The organism is Vulcanococcus limneticus LL (assembly GCF_943369875.1).
Taxonomy (GTDB): Bacteria; Cyanobacteriota; Cyanobacteriia; order PCC-6307; family Cyanobiaceae; genus Vulcanococcus; species Vulcanococcus limneticus_A.
The window spans coordinates 140,747-155,655 of the sequence record NZ_CALROT020000009.1 but is presented as its reverse complement, the minus strand read 5'-3'; the positions used below and the strand labels follow the sequence as shown (position 1 = coordinate 155,655).

General features: G+C 67.4%; 11 protein-coding genes and 1 tRNA gene. 5 read left to right on the top strand and 7 right to left on the bottom strand.

Going from position 1 to position 14,909, the window contains the following annotated elements; translation table 11 throughout:
- Positions 1-25: 25 nt before the first annotated feature.
- Positions 26-718 carry a methyltransferase gene (locus tag ACLV7J_RS11525; protein WP_411869233.1) on the bottom strand — a complete coding sequence of 231 codons (693 nt, stop codon included), beginning with the start codon at positions 716-718 and terminating at the stop codon, positions 26-28.
- 116 nt (positions 719-834) lie between these two features.
- On the opposite strand from ACLV7J_RS11525, the gene nrdJ reads away from it, so the two are divergent.
- Positions 835-3,240, top strand: coding sequence for a ribonucleoside-triphosphate reductase, adenosylcobalamin-dependent (gene nrdJ / locus ACLV7J_RS11520; RefSeq protein ID WP_411869232.1), 2,406 nt, complete (start codon positions 835-837; stop codon positions 3,238-3,240).
- A 19-nt stretch (positions 3,241-3,259) separates the two neighbouring features.
- On the opposite strand, the gene siaD is transcribed toward nrdJ, so the two are convergent.
- From siaD to ACLV7J_RS11500, 4 genes are read right to left on the bottom strand one after another with little or no spacing between them, the layout of a single operon-like run.
- Positions 3,260-4,063, bottom strand: coding sequence for a biofilm regulation diguanylate cyclase SiaD (gene siaD, locus ACLV7J_RS11515; RefSeq protein WP_411869231.1), 804 nt, complete (start codon positions 4,061-4,063; stop codon positions 3,260-3,262).
- A complete protein-coding gene (siaC, locus tag ACLV7J_RS11510) occupies positions 4,063-4,464 on the bottom strand; it encodes a biofilm regulation phosphoprotein SiaC (protein WP_411869230.1) in 402 nt (133 codons plus the stop codon). The genes siaD and siaC overlap by 1 nt, the downstream gene beginning before the upstream one ends.
- 3 nt (positions 4,465-4,467) lie before the next feature.
- Positions 4,468-5,016 (bottom strand): biofilm regulation protein kinase SiaB, encoded by a 549-nt coding sequence (gene siaB / locus ACLV7J_RS11505; RefSeq protein ID WP_411869229.1) that lies wholly within the window; start codon positions 5,014-5,016, stop codon positions 4,468-4,470.
- Positions 5,013-6,260, bottom strand: a complete 1,248-nt coding sequence (locus ACLV7J_RS11500) for a SpoIIE family protein phosphatase (RefSeq protein WP_411869228.1) — start codon at positions 6,258-6,260, stop codon at positions 5,013-5,015. The genes siaB and ACLV7J_RS11500 overlap by 4 nt, the downstream gene beginning before the upstream one ends.
- Before the next feature lie 132 nt (positions 6,261-6,392).
- Between ACLV7J_RS11500 and ACLV7J_RS11495 the strand changes: the two genes are divergently transcribed.
- The 3 genes from ACLV7J_RS11495 to ACLV7J_RS11485 all read left to right on the top strand — a co-directional run bounded on the left by ACLV7J_RS11495 (position 6,393) and on the right by ACLV7J_RS11485 (position 8,123).
- Positions 6,393-6,477 (top strand) — tRNA-Ser (locus tag ACLV7J_RS11495).
- 150 nt (positions 6,478-6,627) lie between these two features.
- Positions 6,628-7,773 (top strand): hypothetical protein, encoded by a 1,146-nt coding sequence (locus ACLV7J_RS11490; RefSeq protein ID WP_411869227.1) that lies wholly within the window; start codon positions 6,628-6,630, stop codon positions 7,771-7,773.
- 83 nt (positions 7,774-7,856) lie between these two features.
- The gene (locus tag ACLV7J_RS11485; RefSeq protein ID WP_411869226.1) at positions 7,857-8,123 is read left to right on the top strand and encodes a hypothetical protein; all 267 of its coding nucleotides are present in this window, start codon (positions 7,857-7,859) and stop codon (positions 8,121-8,123) included.
- 263 nt (positions 8,124-8,386) lie between these two features.
- Here the strand turns inward: ACLV7J_RS11485 and ACLV7J_RS11480 are convergent, their stop codons facing one another.
- Together ACLV7J_RS11480 and ACLV7J_RS11475 are read right to left on the bottom strand one after the other, a co-directional pair.
- Positions 8,387-11,287, bottom strand: a complete 2,901-nt coding sequence (locus tag ACLV7J_RS11480) for a bifunctional DNA primase/polymerase (RefSeq protein WP_411869225.1) — start codon at positions 11,285-11,287, stop codon at positions 8,387-8,389.
- 451 nt (positions 11,288-11,738) lie between these two features.
- Positions 11,739-13,850 carry an AAA family ATPase gene (locus tag ACLV7J_RS11475; RefSeq protein WP_411869224.1) on the bottom strand — a complete coding sequence of 704 codons (2,112 nt, stop codon included), beginning with the start codon at positions 13,848-13,850 and terminating at the stop codon, positions 11,739-11,741.
- A gap of 169 nt (positions 13,851-14,019) precedes the next feature.
- Between ACLV7J_RS11475 and ACLV7J_RS11470 the strand changes: the two genes are divergently transcribed.
- Positions 14,020-14,901, top strand: coding sequence for a hypothetical protein (locus ACLV7J_RS11470; protein WP_411869223.1), 882 nt, complete (start codon positions 14,020-14,022; stop codon positions 14,899-14,901).
- The last annotated feature ends 8 nt before the right edge of the window (positions 14,902-14,909 follow it).

Genomic DNA, 14,909 nt, shown 5'->3' with positions numbered 1-14,909 from the left:
TCCCCCTCCGCGGCCCCCCTCTGTCTCAGGCCAGTCGTCCCCACACCTCCAGATAGCGATCCTCGAGCGGGCGCACCTGCAGCTGCCCCAGTCCTGTGGCCTCCAGCTGCTCGGCCACCTCCCCGGGCTCGAAGGCCGCCTGCAGGGAGGCCAGATAGTCGTGCTGCAGCACGGGCGGGGCGTCGGCCAGATGCCTGGCCAGCAGGGACTGGGCCGCCTCCAGGTTGACGGGCCGGCGCAGATCCTTGATGTAGACGGCCGCCCCCGGTGCGGCCAGCGTCGCCATGGTCCGCCACAGCACCAGCGGATCGTGCAGGTGGTGCAGCAGGCTGTTGCTCACCACCGCCGTGAAGCCTGCGGCCAGCTCGCGCGCGTCTGCCGGGGCCAGGGGCAGCAGGGCCCGGCGAAAGGCCAGGCGGTCCGGGTGCCCGGCACCAGGGCCCTGGCGCCACGGGCCCAGGCGCGCGTCGGCCACCGCCAGCATCGCGGCGGCGCCATCGAGGCCCAGCACGGAGACCTCCGCGAACCGATCCGCCAGCCGGAAGCTGATGTTCCCGGGCCCGCAGCCCAGGTCCGCCACCCGTGGCCCCAGCCCCCCAGGGAACAGCTCCGCGATCCGCTCCACCACGGCCTGATCCCCGGCGCTGAAATCGGCCTCGGCGTAGGCCTGCACCTGCAGGGCGTCGTCCATCAGCTCGGGCTCGCAGCGGCGTTCCATGGCCGGTTCGGGGTGGGGCGGGGATGGGGGTCCAGGGGCACTGTGGCTGGTGGCGGGCGTCCCTTGCACACCCCACGGGTGGCGTTAGGGTGACCGCACTCTTGGCGATATCCACCGTGACCCTCACCCCCACGCGCCCAGACCCGCTCGAGCAGGCCACCACGGTGCTGGCCGCTGCCGAGCAGGACTCCGCTGCGCCGTCCACGGGTGAGTCCCGCCGCCAGCCCTCCATCGGGGCCCAGCTGGATTTCCCGGCCACCGCGCCGGCGGCCAACCCCGTCTTCTACCGCACCTATTCCCGCAAGACGCCAGACGGCCGCGAGAGTTGGCACGAGGTGGCGGAGCGCAACCTGGAGGGTCTGCGCAAGCTGGGACATCTCAACCAGCAGGAAGTGGAGCTGCTGCGCCGCATGCAGCAGCAGCAGAAGGCCCTGCCCTCCGGCCGCTGGCTGTGGATCGGCGGCACCGAGTGGATCGAGCAGCAGCACAATTTCTCCGGTGCCTACAACTGCACCTCCACCAACCTGGTGGACTGGGAGGCCTTCGGTCTGATGATGGACCTGGCGATGATGGGCTGCGGCACCGGCGCCATCATCGAGCCGCACCTGATCGGCCGGCTGCCGGTGGTGCACAACGAGCTGCTGATCACCGGCGTCACCGACATCGGCGCCACCCCGGCGCCCCTGCGCCAGGAGCACACCACCCACACGATTGAGGGCCAGCGGGTTCACATCAAGGTGGGCGACACCCGGCGCGGCTGGGTGGACAGCTACCAGCTGCTGCTGGAGCTGAGCAGCGACGGCCGCTTCGATCCCAGTGCCCCCATCGAGGTGTCGGTGGATCTCTCCGATGTGCGGCCGGTGGGTGAGACCCTCAAGGGCTTCGGCGGCATGGCCAACCCGGTCAAGCTCAAGGATCTCTATGGCCGGGTGGCCCAGATCCTGGGCCGGGCCCGTGGCCGTCAGCTCACCTCGGTGGAGTGCTGCCTGCTGATCGATGAGGCCGCCGTCACGATCGTGGCGGGCAACATCCGCCGCAGCGCCGGCATGCGCCAGTTCAGCGCCGAGGACAACTCCGCCGCCGGTGCCAAGGAGAACCTCTGGCAGCAGGACAGCGAGGGCAACTGGCGCATCGACCCCGAGCGCGATGCGCTGCGCATGGCCAACCACACCCGCGTCTTCCACACCCGCCCCGACCGGGCCACGGTGCTGGAGGCCGTCATCAAGCAATTCCAGAGCGGTGAGGGGGCCATTCAGTTCGCCCCCGAGGCGATCGCCCGCTCCAACGCCGACCTGCTGCCCACCCCGGAGCTGCGCACGGAGTTCATCGGCATCTACGTCGACCAGGGCAAGGAGGAGGCCGGCCGCTGGCTGCAACTGCACCACCCCGGCATCGAGCCGGCGGAGCTCGAGCATCGCCTGGGCCGCTACGGCCTCAACCCCTGCGGCGAGATCCTCGGTGCCGACTTCCACTGCAATTTGGCGGAGATTCACCTCAACCGCATCGATCCCGACGACCACGTGGCCCAGGAGGAGGCCTTCACCGCCGGCGGCCTGGCGGTGGCCTGCCTGCTGAACCACCGCTTTGAGGTGGAGCGCTATCGCCAGAGCCGGGCCTGGGATCCGATCGTGGGCGTGAGCTTCACCGGCCTGTTCGACTTCTTCGTGCACGCCTTCGGCACCCCCTGGCTCCAGTGGTGGGAGGCCGGCCGTCCAGACACGGACGAGGGCCGCGCCTTCAAGGCGAAGGAGGCGGAGTACCTGAGCCGTTGGAAGGCGATCGTCAACCAGGCGGTGTGGGAGTACTGCGACCGCCACGGACTGCGTCGCCCCAACCGCTGCACCACCGTGCAGCCCGCCGGCACCAAGAGCCTGCTCACCGGCGCCTCCCCCGGCTGGCATCCCCCCAAGGCCCAGCGCTTCATCCGCCGCATCACCTTCCGCAAGAACGATCCGGTGGCCCTGGCCTGCATGGACTACGGCTACACGATCGTGCCGTCCCAGAGCGACAAGGACGAGCAGGGTCGCCTGCTCGATGATCCGTTCGATCCCCGCTGCACCGAGTGGCTGGTGGAGATCCCCACCGAGGTGAGCTGGGCCAACCTGCCCGGTGCCGATGCGGTGGAGATCAACAACTTCTCGGCCCTGGCCCAGTTCGACTTCTACATGCAGGTGCAGCAGCACTACACGGCCCACAACACCTCGGCCACGGTGGAGTTCCGCGAGAACGAGATCGAGCCCCTGGCCGAGGCCATCCACCGGGCGATCGACGAGGGCCAGGGCTACATCTCGGCGGCCCTGCTGGCCCGCTTCGATGCCAACGCCACCTTCCCCCGGCTGCCGTTCGAGCCCATCGATGCCGCCACCTACGCGCGGCTCCAGGCCGAGGTGGTGGCCCGCCGCCGCACCGGCGACTTCTTCGAGGCCCTGCAGCGCTACGACGGCGGTGAACTGCAGGAGGCCGGCCCCGCCGGCTGCGACTCGGACAAGTGCCTGCTGCCCCTGGCCAAGCCGGAGGCCTGAGCCGGCCCAGGCGGCCTGTTCAGGCCGCCTGGTGCACGCGGTAGCGGTCCCGCCCCTGCTGTTTGGCCTCCAGCAGCGCCTGATCGGCACGGCGGAATGTCTGCTCGTAGGTCTCGCCGGGCAGGTGTTCCGCCACGCCGATGCTGGCGGTCACCGCCAGTTCCTCATCCGCGAGTTCAATGCGCTGCCGGCGGATCTTGCCCACGAGGCGATGCACCACATGCTCGGCCTCGCTGAGGGTGGTATCCGGCATCAGGGCCAGAAACTCCTCCCCCCCCCAGCGGGCACAGAGATCGCCCTGACGCAGGCTGAAGCGCAGGGTCTCCCCCAGGGCTTTGAGCACCAGATCGCCCACATCGTGGCCGTAATTGTCGTTGAACCGCTTGAAGTGGTCCACATCCAGCACCGCCAGGGAATAGGTGGAGCCGCTGCGGTCTGAGCGGGCATCTTCCTGCCGGCAGCGCTCTTCCACGAGCAGACGGTTGGGGATTCCCGTGAGGGCATCGTGGGTGGAGGCCTCCCGCAGGGCTGCGTTGAGATCCTTGAGGCTGGACTGGTAGCGATCGGAGATGCGGATCACGCGCTCCAGCTGTCGAATCTGCCGCTCGAACTGCTTGGAGAGCCGCTCAATCCGCTTGGGGACGCCGAGCTTGCCGGTATCGGCAAGCTCCGTGAGCTGTTCGAGGTCTTCGATGTGCCTGAGCAGGCCCAGCCAGAGGTCCTGGAGGGCCTCCCACAGCGGATGGTCTCGGTGGGTCTCATCGGCCAGCAGCAGCTTGACCCGCTGCTCCAGTTCCGTGCTGATCGGAGGCCGGGACGGCATCAGCTCGGATCCACGGGCAGGATGGCAAACGGAAAGGAATAGTCCTCCTTGAATTCCTCTCCCAGCTCGGCGGCCCTGGGATTACGCGGGTCGTACAGCCACTGCACCAACACCTCCTTGCCGTCCGCGCCCGCCGCTTCCAGCAGTTCGAACACGTCGATGATGGCGCGAATGCTGCTGGTGTTGAGGTAATTCAGCTGCAGGTCCACCTGCAGGGGCCGCCCAGCATTCGCCAGGAAGGTCTCCACCCAGGTGAGCAGCGGATCAAAGATCTCGAAGGTGTTCTCTGGGTAAGACTCGCCTGCGATCACGATCAGGCCGCTGTCCCAGCTGCCCGTGATCGACGGCGTGGCGTGGCCGCCGGCCAGCGAGAAATCCTTGGTGTCGTCCGATGAGGGCATGACTCAGATAATCGCACGGAGGATCAGAAAACCGCGGCCCTCGGCCTGGGGCTCCAGGCCCACCTCCAGGGGCTCGCTGGCGCGGCGGGCGATCTCGATCAGGCCCAGCCCGGCACCGGTGGTGCGTTGCGGATCACGGGGCTGGCGCAGCTGCTGCTTGTAGAGGGCCTTCAGCCCCGCCTTGTCGAGGCTGGCGAGCGCCTGGATGCGCTCCACCAGGGCGTCCCCATCGGCGAGCTCCACCAGGTTGCCGGCCGAGACGGCAAAGCGACCATCGGGGGTTGTGGCGATCACCACGGTGGCGGAGGCCTCGGCTTCGCTGTACCCGACGGCGCCGGCGTAATGGCGGATGTTCTGGCTCATTTCGATGTAGACGCTGAACACATCCATGGCGGTGCTGCCATCGCCCTGGCTTCCCTCGATGTGGCTGCGCAGGGCCTGGCCGATCTCGCCGATCAGGTTGCGGGAGATCGGGCCGTTGAAGCAGATCAGGATCCGTTCGGCGTTGAAGAACTGCCGCAGGCTGGCCAGGTTGTGGATGGCGGTCGTCATGCCACCACCTCGGCTGCGGATCGGGGCGGGTTGCTCACGGTCTGGGGGGGGTAGCGGAAGGAGAGGATCGTGATGTCGTCGCGCTGGGGGTGGCCGCCCCGGAAGCGCTCCAGGGAGTCGGAGAAGGCGCGCGCCTGCTCCTGCAGGGGTTTGCCAGCGTGCTCCAGCACCCAGGCCTCAAAGCGGTCACTGCCGACGCCGTAGCCATGGCTGCCGCCCGACTGGTCGAGGAATCCATCGGTGCTGAGGTAGTAGGTGCAGCCAGGCTGAAGGGGGACCACGTGGTCGTGGTAGGTGCCGGGACGACGATCACAGAGGGCGCGGTTGTCGCCCTTGACCCGGTGCACCTGATCGCCGTCACTCCAGTAGAGCGTGATCTTGGCCCCTGCGAACAGCAGGCTGTCGGCGTCGCTGTCCAGCACCACCAGCCCCATGTCCATGCTGGTAGCCATGGCGCGGGACGCATGGGCATCGCCGAGCATGGCCCGCATCGCCGCATCCACCCGGCTCAACACCGCCGCCGGTGAGCGCAGGCCCACCTGCTCAATGGCCCGATCGATGCCGGAGCGGGCCAGCATCGTCATCATGGCGCCGGGCACCCCATGGCCTGCGCAATCGGCCACGCCCGCCAGGCAGCGGGATCCCTGGCAGTGGAGCACGTAGTAGTCACCCCCCACGGTGTCGCGGGGCTGCCAGAGGATGAAGTGCTGATCCCCGAAGGCCTGCTGCAGCTGGCGCTCCGGCAGGATCGCGCGCTGCAGCAGGGCGGCGTAGCGGATCGAGTCGTGGATCTGGCGCTGGGCGATGCGCAGCTGCTGGTTCGTTGCCTCCAGCTCCAGCATGGTCCGGCGCATGGTGGTGAGCACCTGGTTGAAGGCGGTGGCCACCCGGCCCACCTCGTCGTTGCTGAACACGCTCAGCATCAGCTCGGGATCCCCTGCCTCGATCCGGCGGGACTCCCTGGCCAGCCGGGCCAGCGGCTGAACCACCCGCATGCTGATGATCCTGGCGGAGATGGTGGCCAGCACCAGCAGCGTCAGGCTGCACAGGAGGGTGAGGTAGTGGTTCTCGCGGCCTGCGCTGCGATCGAACAGGAGCTGGACGGACGTGATGATCAGGTACAGCAGCGCGATGCCATTGGTGATGGCGATCACCAGGAAGGTGCGCTGGATCGAGATGTTCGATCGCAGGGGCCCGCGGGAAGCAAAGAGCGTGGTGTAGGCGTTGGAGGAGGGCCTGCCCATCGCTGCTGGAACCCGGCGTCTGGCCACCGAAGATTAGGTCGGACGTGGCATCCCCGCCGCGCTGACCGGATGCGTCCTGCCTGCGGCGGGTCCGAACGGCCCATGGGATGATGGGCCCAGGCCCATGGGCCTGGAGGGGTGGTCGAGTGGTTGATGGCTCCGGTCTTGAAAACCGGCGTGTCGAAAGGCACCGTGGGTTCGAATCCCACCCCCTCCGTTCTCTAAAACCCTGAAACCGCAGGCCCTGACTGCAACTGCGGTTTCAGGCCCCTCCCCCCGAGGCCGGTCAAGCCTTGACCCTTCGCACCGTTTCGCGCCGTTGCGCGTGACAAAGTGGTCAAGGTTCGGTCAAGGCCTTGACCACCCCATGCTCGACCTGGCCCCCCTCAACGCCACCCTGCGCAGCCTGGGCCTCCGCCTCAGTGTGGAGCAGCTGAACCAGGCCCTCTACGCCCGTGGCACCTTCCCCCAACCGGACGGCTCCCGCCGGCGCAGCCGGATCGCCCTGGGCCTCCGCGCCGCCCCCTCCGTCCTCGCCGAAGCCCAGCTGCGCTGCCTGCAGCTGAACGCCGCCATCGGGGCCGGCACCTACCCCCCAGCCCTGCCCTGGGCGCCTGCGGCGCCACCGTCCTCGGGGGGAGGGTCCGCCGAAGGCGCCCCCCTCTCCTGTGGGGCCGCCATCCGCCGCTTCGAGGTGTCCTATTGGGAGGCCCGGCCCCGCACCTCCGCGGCGGAGCGCACCTGGGACCGCATCGCCCTGGAGCTCCGCCGCCTCCCCGAGGGCGCCCCCTGCACGCTGCGCGTCCTGGTGGAGACCATCACGGCTGCAACGCAGCCCGGCACCCGCACCAGGCTCGAGAGCTGCAAGGTCTACAAGCGCCTGGCGAAGTTGCTGGCGCTGCCAGGCAACCTGGACGACATCTCCCGCCTGCAGGGTCACTACGAGCCGGCCCGCCGCGCTCTACCCACCGACCCCGAGATCGAGGCCCTGCTGGACGCCCTGCGCCCCACCCCCTGGGGCTGGTGCTACGCCGCCCTGGCGACCTTCGGCTGCCGCCCCGCGGAGGTCCCCTCCCTGCAGATCCACGAGGACGGCACGGCGCAGTGCCTCACCGTGAAGCGCCGCAACCGGGCGCCAGCGGTGCGGACCTGCTTCGCCCTACCCCGAGCCTGGGTCGATCGCTACGCCCTAGGGGGGAAACCGGTCCTGCCCGGCGGCGCTCGCTGGCTCTCCCCCGAGGACTACGACTCCGCCCAGGCCAAGCGCTTCGTGGATGCCTGGCGCCACAGCCGGCGCACCAAAGCCCAGCGGGCGGTCTTCGCGGCCCTGGCCCCCGAGTTCGACCTCTACGACCTGAGGCACCGCTGGGCCGTCCGCAGCATCGAGGCCGGCCTGCCCCTCACCCTCTGCGCCCGGGCCCTCGGCCACAGCGCCGCGGTCCACGAGCAGACCTACCACTCCCACATCCAGGCCTCCGATCTGCGGGCCGCCATGGCCCAGGCCAGCGCCTGACCAGGCAGCCAGTCCGAGTTGATTCTCCGTTTTTCGCGACAGCACTACGTTGGTTCATGGAAGCAACCAACTCCCTGGATCCCATGCGTCTCCAGATGGAGATTCTCTTGGAGATCCGTCATCTCCGTAGCCGACTAGATCAGGTCGACAAGGATCGTTCTGCCTCGAGCCGAATCTGGCTCACCCCAGCTGACATGGGCAAGCTGGTTGGTGTGACTCCACGAACGCTGCAGAACTACGTCAATGCAGATCGCCTGTCCAGGGCATCCTACAAAAAGATTCCCCGCGGCACAGGCTTTGTCTATCGCTATCACCGAGAGATAGTGCTCCGTGACCTCGGTATAGCCTGACGTCGGCGGTTTAAGGGTGATAAAGAGCTGGTCACCCTGTGAACAGACAGATTGAGTCGGGTCTCTATTGCAAGCTCGCTTGCTTCTGTCTTTGTGGTCGCTTTGCGGGCGCAGGCTGTATGTGTTGTGTGCCCCTCTTGGGGTTTGCTGGCTATTGTCTGAGTCTGGGGTTCTTCTTTTCATCTTGCAGAGGAGGAAGGGGCTAGCTGGCTTCTGCTAGCCCCTTCCGCAACTGCTACTGCGCAGTTGTGTGATGACTGTGCTTACCCAAAGGCGGTCTCATAGCTGTCCCACCGGGGCTGATGGGAGAGAAGTGACTTGAAATCGAGTTCTGTCGCCGCCTCGTTGCTGAGGGCCTCTCCTGCTCCGTCTGCTCGATCTCCTCGAGCAACCTCTTCACGCTCTCGGGGGAGAGGCCGGGCCTCACTTCCGCCAGCGCCTTGTAGGCCTTCCACAGCGCCGCCTGCCGGTTCGCCAGCAGCCTTCCCTTCTTCGTTGTGCGACTCAGCATTCCCAATCTGCGATGGACAAATAGTAGCCTCTGAATTTTGGCCATTGTCAATCGTTGCCCCAGAACCCGCATCAGAACAGGGGGTTTCACGATTGACACCCTCGGGGGGAACGATGGACATGTCCATCGCTGGAGCCACCCCGGAACGATGGACATGTCCATCGTTGGCGCTCGGCGTGTCCATCGTTAAATCCTGATCATCACTGGTGTCTGGGGTAACGATGGACAATGGACACTCCAACGACCACCCCACGCGAGGGGGGGTGGGTGTCGTATAGGTCTTGGTCCGAGACTTACCCACCATCTCGATCCCCCCGAGGACGAGAACCCCGTCCTCTACCCAGCGCTTCAGCCACCGGTCCACCGTCCGTCGCGACGGAGCATCGTTCACCCCGAGGCCGTGCAGCTCCTCCACCAGCTGCTCCCAGACCGCTAGCGCGGTGATCCGGCGCTCCTCCACCGGCCCTTCCCCCCGAGCACGGTCCCTGACGATCCGCAGCGCCATGGTCGAGGGCTCCGGGTCCCCCTGCCCCTCATCGGTGCGCCTCTCGGTCGGCGTGTGGTCCCAGACGCTGTAGGTGCCCTGGATGTCCCGCTCCACCATCAGCAGGTCGCCCTCCCGGCCCATCCGGCTCTTCTTGACCTGGATGAAGCGGCAGTTGCTGGCCACCTTCCCCTTGGCCCGGACCTGCTCCTTTTCCTGGTCCGTCAGGTCCCGGAGGTGCCACTGCTCGTCCACGGCCGCGGTCAGGTAGCGGGTGCCCCGCACCTCCCCCTGGGCGTTGTCGTGGTGGATCCACATGATGGTGCAGGGATTGAACCCCCCGAGGTCGAGACTCTCCCCATTCATCCGGCTGTAGTAGTACAGCGGTGAGGCGAACGCCTTGTCCTTCTCCTGCTCCTGCATATCTGTAGAACAGGAGCCGATCGAGTCGATCACCACCAGGGCCGGCTTGACGTCATTGATCCACTTCGTCAGGTCCGCGACGTAGTTCATCTGGAAGCTGCGCCTCACGATGAACCACTCGGAGTCCTTCTCAGGATCGATCCCGTTGTCTTCGCAGTCCCTGACCAGCTTCGCTGGGTTCTGGTCGTTCTGGATCCACAGCACCTTCCCGGCCTGGATCGGCACCTGAATGCCCCGGATCGTCATGGGCTCCCCGCGCCCCACCATCCGGGCAAACCCCATGGCAGCAGAGGTCTTCCCCTTCCCCGGGGCCGCATGCAGGATGATCTGCGTCGGCCGCATCATCAGGCCCGGGATCGTGAAGGTCATCTTCTCGATCTCCCACCACGGCTTCCCGTTGGTCTTCTGCGCCAGCACATAGGCGCTGTACTCCTGCTCCGCCCTGATGCAGTCAATCGCCGACATCCGCCGCCCAGTGTTCTGGGCCAGCTCCTGCATCAAGTCCTTCGCCTTGGCCGGGTTCGGATGCTCCTTGATGATCTGGCTCAGACGCTTCAGGAAGCTCTCCGAGTCCAACATCAAGTTCGGTCTCGGTGTCACCTCAGTCCGCACCACCGCCTGTGCATCATCGGGATACCGATACCCCAACGCCACCGCCAGCTCCGCGACGTAGTTCTCCAGCGACGGCCCCTTGGGCTTCCCTGCGAACTTGTCCCCGGTCTTGATCTTGTGGACGAAGTCCAAGACATCGCCGCCGACCCCGCAGGCCTTGCAGTCCCAGCACCCCGAGAGCTCCGAATACTGGAAGCTGGTGCCCGACTTCCCCCCGTGCCAGGGGCAGCCACTCATCATCTGCGGGTTCTTGCCGGGCCGGATGTCCCACCCGTACTGATCGAAGGTCGGGTGCTTGAAGACCAACTCATCGAGCCGCGGCAGCAGCTTGGCCTGCACCTCCTCGGAGAAAAACCAGCCCCGGATCTGCCGGCTCGGCAGCAGGGTCTTGCCCGCCTCCGCCTCCAGCTGCCCCATCTCCTCCTCGGACAGCCAGGCTTTCGCCTTGAGGTGGGGCCTGATCACCTCGAGCACCCACTCCGGCGCCTCGGCCGGCTGGCCGCCGTTGTAGTTGAGGAACCGATACCGCTTGCCGGTGTCCGGGTGGATGCTCTGCGGCAGCACCGACTGGCAGCGGTTGAACCGCAGCACCAGCTCCTCGTACTCCTCGCCGGCCTGCTCCTTCTTGGTCCGGTTGGTGTCCCCCTGGCCCAGGGCCCACTCCCCGTCCTCCCGCAGGATCACGGTGTTGATGTCGGCCATCAGGGGCACCATGTGCTCCGGCACCCGGTACAGCAGCTGCCGGCGCCCGGGCTTCCCGGACGTCCAGCTCATCGTCTGCTCCTCGCCGTAGGCCTCGTAGCCCGCGCCGGCCTCGGCCCGATACCGGGCATCCGCCTGGTGGCCGTCCACGTCCAGGGCGATCAGTCCCCCCGAGAGCTCCCCGGTCACGACCCCGAAGCCGTTGTACCGGCTGTCCTCGAAGAACAGGCCCTCCGAGTCGATGCGCCTCCGCTTGTGGTCACCCCATTCCTTGATGTAGGTGGCCTTGCCCGCCACCGGAATCAGGGTCCAGTCCTCGGGGAAAACCCCGGCCCGGAGCCAATCCAGGGGTGAACCGGGCGGCGGCAACTCCTTGCCCCCCGAGGGCGGATTTGCGATTTCTTCCGGTTGACTCTTCTCAAGATCGGCCATCTTTATTCATCCTCCGCGAGAGTGCGCGGAGTCCTAAGGGTTGTGGGACCTTTGTAACGTATGCGTCTTTTCGCGAAGCGAAAGTGTCTACAAGGTAGACGCTCTTCTTCTGGCTAGAGGTAGCAGAAATCTGTTTGCCTATAAGGTTGCTGCTGCCTTTATTGCAGTACGCTTCTCTATCCTTGATAAGCCAAGCAGGCTTGATCCTTTAGGTGCACTCCTTGCTCCCCTCTGTATGAGGGGTCAGGATCTTCTCGGCACATGTCAGTAAGTGTCTTCTTGAAATCAGAGGCAGCTTCGGTGCCGTTATTAGCCTGCAGGCTGGGCGCTGGATCAAGGGGGAGCAGCGGACTTCCCGGTACTTGCAGATATGAGCTGTGGCTGTTGTATTCGTAGTCCTGGGGGTGCAGGTGATGCTCAGCTCCTGCTCCTGTTTCAGAGGTCTACCCCCTCAGACCGCCTGATACACCGCCAGAGCAGCCTCCAGCTTCTGCCGGTGCTCCTCCCGCAGGGCCGCCGGACTCTCAATCCGGATCCCGGCGCCAAAGCCGAACAGCCAGTTGCGCAGGTCGATGTCGCGCTCCACGGTCCAGGCGGGCAGATCGAGTTCCACCGGGTAGGGATGGGTGTCGGCGGCGGAGCCCGGCTCCAGCACGTGGGGGGAATTGGCGTGATGCCACCAGTGCTCGCCGGGTAGGGGTTTGGAGAAGCGGGTGTGCTCGATCGGGTAGCGCTGCAGGCCCTCGCGGATGAAGGCGAAGGCCCAGCCCTGGCAGCAGAAGCGCAGGGTCACCAGCTGCCGGTTGCGCTGGCGGGCATTGGGGCTGGCCAGGCGCAGCTGCGCCTGCAGATCGTTCCCGAAGTAGATGCCGCCGCTGTGGTGCAGCAGCAGTTCCAGGCGGCGCAGGGCCTGGCTGTGGGCCTCGTCCGTGCGGCGGTTGCCGCGTTCGCTGCGGCGCAGGGCGAGGCGATCGAGGCGTTCGCTGCGGATCAGGCCCACGCCGGTGCCGATCGCGTCCTCCTCGTAGACGAGATACCAGCCGATGTTGTGGAAGAGCAGCTGCAGCGGCCACACCCGGAACGCACCGCTGGGGCTGTCCGCGAAGGACGCCACCGACACGTAGCGCTCCAGCTCGATGCGGCGCCGCTCCACGATCGCCGTTTCCAGCGCTTCCGCCTGGCGCTCGGCCGCCAGGGAATCGGGGCGCACCAGGGCGCTGCTCACGATCGAGCGATTCGCGAAGGCCCGCACCGGCGCGGCACCATCCAGGGCGATGCCGCCCCAGCTGAGCCGCTGCTCCAGTTCGCTGAGCAGATCCTGGGCGCTGGGATCGGCCAGACGGCCAGCGGCCTGGCTCACCACCCCATGGATTTCCCGCAACCGGTGGGCCGAGAGCAGCGCCGTGCCCAGGGCATAGCCGTGGCGCACGTTGTCGTTGCGGCGGCGGAAGCCATAGGGGGTGAGCAGCTTCTCGAGGTCCTTGCGCAGGGTGGCCGTCTCACCGGGCAGATAAGCGCCGGGGATGGCCTCCATCTGGGCGATCAGATGCTCCGGCAGGGCGATGCCAGGCGCCCGATCGAAGGGTTGCTGCAGCAGGTTGCGCAGCAGCGTGAACACCCGCTGAAACACCGGCCCATCCCCCAGGGGCGGATGGCCACCGTTCACGCCCCCGAGCCACTGGTCCTGCTGCGACCCCGCGAGGGGCGGCGGAGGCTGGATCGGCGCCAGCGCGGGCTCGGTGCTGCAGAAGCCATTGGCCTCCAGCCAGGCCAGATCGGCACGGATCGCTGCCACATCGGCGTAGCAGGCGCCGTGGAGCCGGCGCAGGTAGGCGGCGGCCTGATCGGCCAGGTCGCCCTCCGGCAGCGGCGACACGATCGCCTCCAGCTCGGCGCGGGTGGCCGGATCGGCGCCGGAGAGTTCGGGGTAGGTGATCAGCAGCCGCAGCAGATAGAGCAGCCGCTCCAGATCCAGCAGCCGCGAGTAGCCGTGGAGCTCAAAACGCCTCTCGCGGTTGCGGGCCGAGCGGATGCGGTGATCGAGGCGGGTCAGTTCGTCGCGCAGCAGCGGCTCAAGCTCGCGCTGGTGGGTGGGCACCACCGCCACCAGAGCCGCCAACCCCTCAGCCCGCGACGGCCCGAAGTCCGGATCCGCCAGGGCGGCGGCCATCTCGCGGATCACGGGTTCGGGCACCAGGCGCTTGCGGGTCTGGTTCCACTGCAGGCAGGTGGCGAGCGGTGTGTAGAGCCACCAGCCGATCCACTCCACCGGCGCCGGCAGGGTGAGGGCCTGGGTGATCGCCAGCCGCCAGGGGCGGCGGGCGTGGGTGGCATCCACAATCACCGGCGTGCCAGCGGCCACGCAGTCGCGGATGCGCTGGTGCAGCCGGGCCTCGATGTCCCGCCAGGGGCCCTGCACGGCCGCATCGCCGAACAGCTCGCCGCGCACCACGTCGGTGGAGAGCACCACGGCACCGGTGAGGCCGGCGAGAACGCCGGCGAGGGTGGTCTTGCCGCTGGCGGGCGGGCCGATCAGCAGGTGGCAGCGCAGGGGAGAGCTCATCAGCGCAGCCTGGCCGTTTGCGGCACCGGCGGCAACCGCTCATGCGAAGAACCACCGCAGAACCAAGGCAAGAGCTCAACTCTTTCAGGCTCTGCTGCTTTTTCGCAGCAAGAAATGGGGCTATCGCATTCAGGCCGCGGAGGCTGCCTGCATCACCCGAGAGCCCCCAATGGACTGCGCACCAGCGGCGCTGTTGCCGGCCCAGCGCTACCGCCTGCCGGACCTTCTCCAGGACATCCGCCTGCTCGATCTGCTGGAACTCAGTGGCACAACCCTGCAGGCCAGCCGGCTGCTCAGCATGAGTCAGCCCACTGTCAGCCGTCGCTATCGCGCCCTGGCCAGGGACTTTGGCCTGGAGACGAATCGGCGCCGCTTGCGGGGCTGCTGCTACGGATCCACAAACACAATGCGCCTGCTGCGTCTCGGCTGCCGGACCCATCGCCTGGAGGACGGGGTCGCCCGGATCGGGACGGATCTGCTGCGCCAACCGTTGCTCGATGGCCTCCCCTGGCTGCTGTCGAGCCCACCCCGGTTTCGCGCCGTCGCGTCCTGGCTGGAACTTGTGCGGGAGGGTGTGCTGGATGGGGCCCTCATCTCAGGGCTGGAGCTGGACGGCGTGGCTGAGCTCCAGATCGAGGAGCTGGAGCTTGTGCCGTTGGGCGGCCTCCAGCTCTTGCTGGCGGCGCTGGCCACGGGGCAGATGGATCCCTGCGCTGATCGGCCGCCTGTGCTCGTTCCCCATCGCGGCGTGGCTGCGGGCCTCCAGCGGGCCCTGCAGCAACAGGGTCTGGTGCTCCGCTCCGCCGGCAACGGCTGCCATCACACCGCCGCCTGGGTGCAGCGCCTCGGCGGTGGCGAGCTGGCAATGACCATGGCCGACCTGGATGCTGGAGAGGCGTGGCCACCGCTGCGGCGGATGGCGTTGCCTCAGCCGCTCCTCGATCCGCTATGGCTGGCGTTGCCCGCCGACTGGCGGGAGCAGGCGGTACTGGCGACCACTGTGGAGCAGCTGCGGAGCCATCCCGGGCTGGTGGCGCAGGAGGGGCCATGAGATGGCGC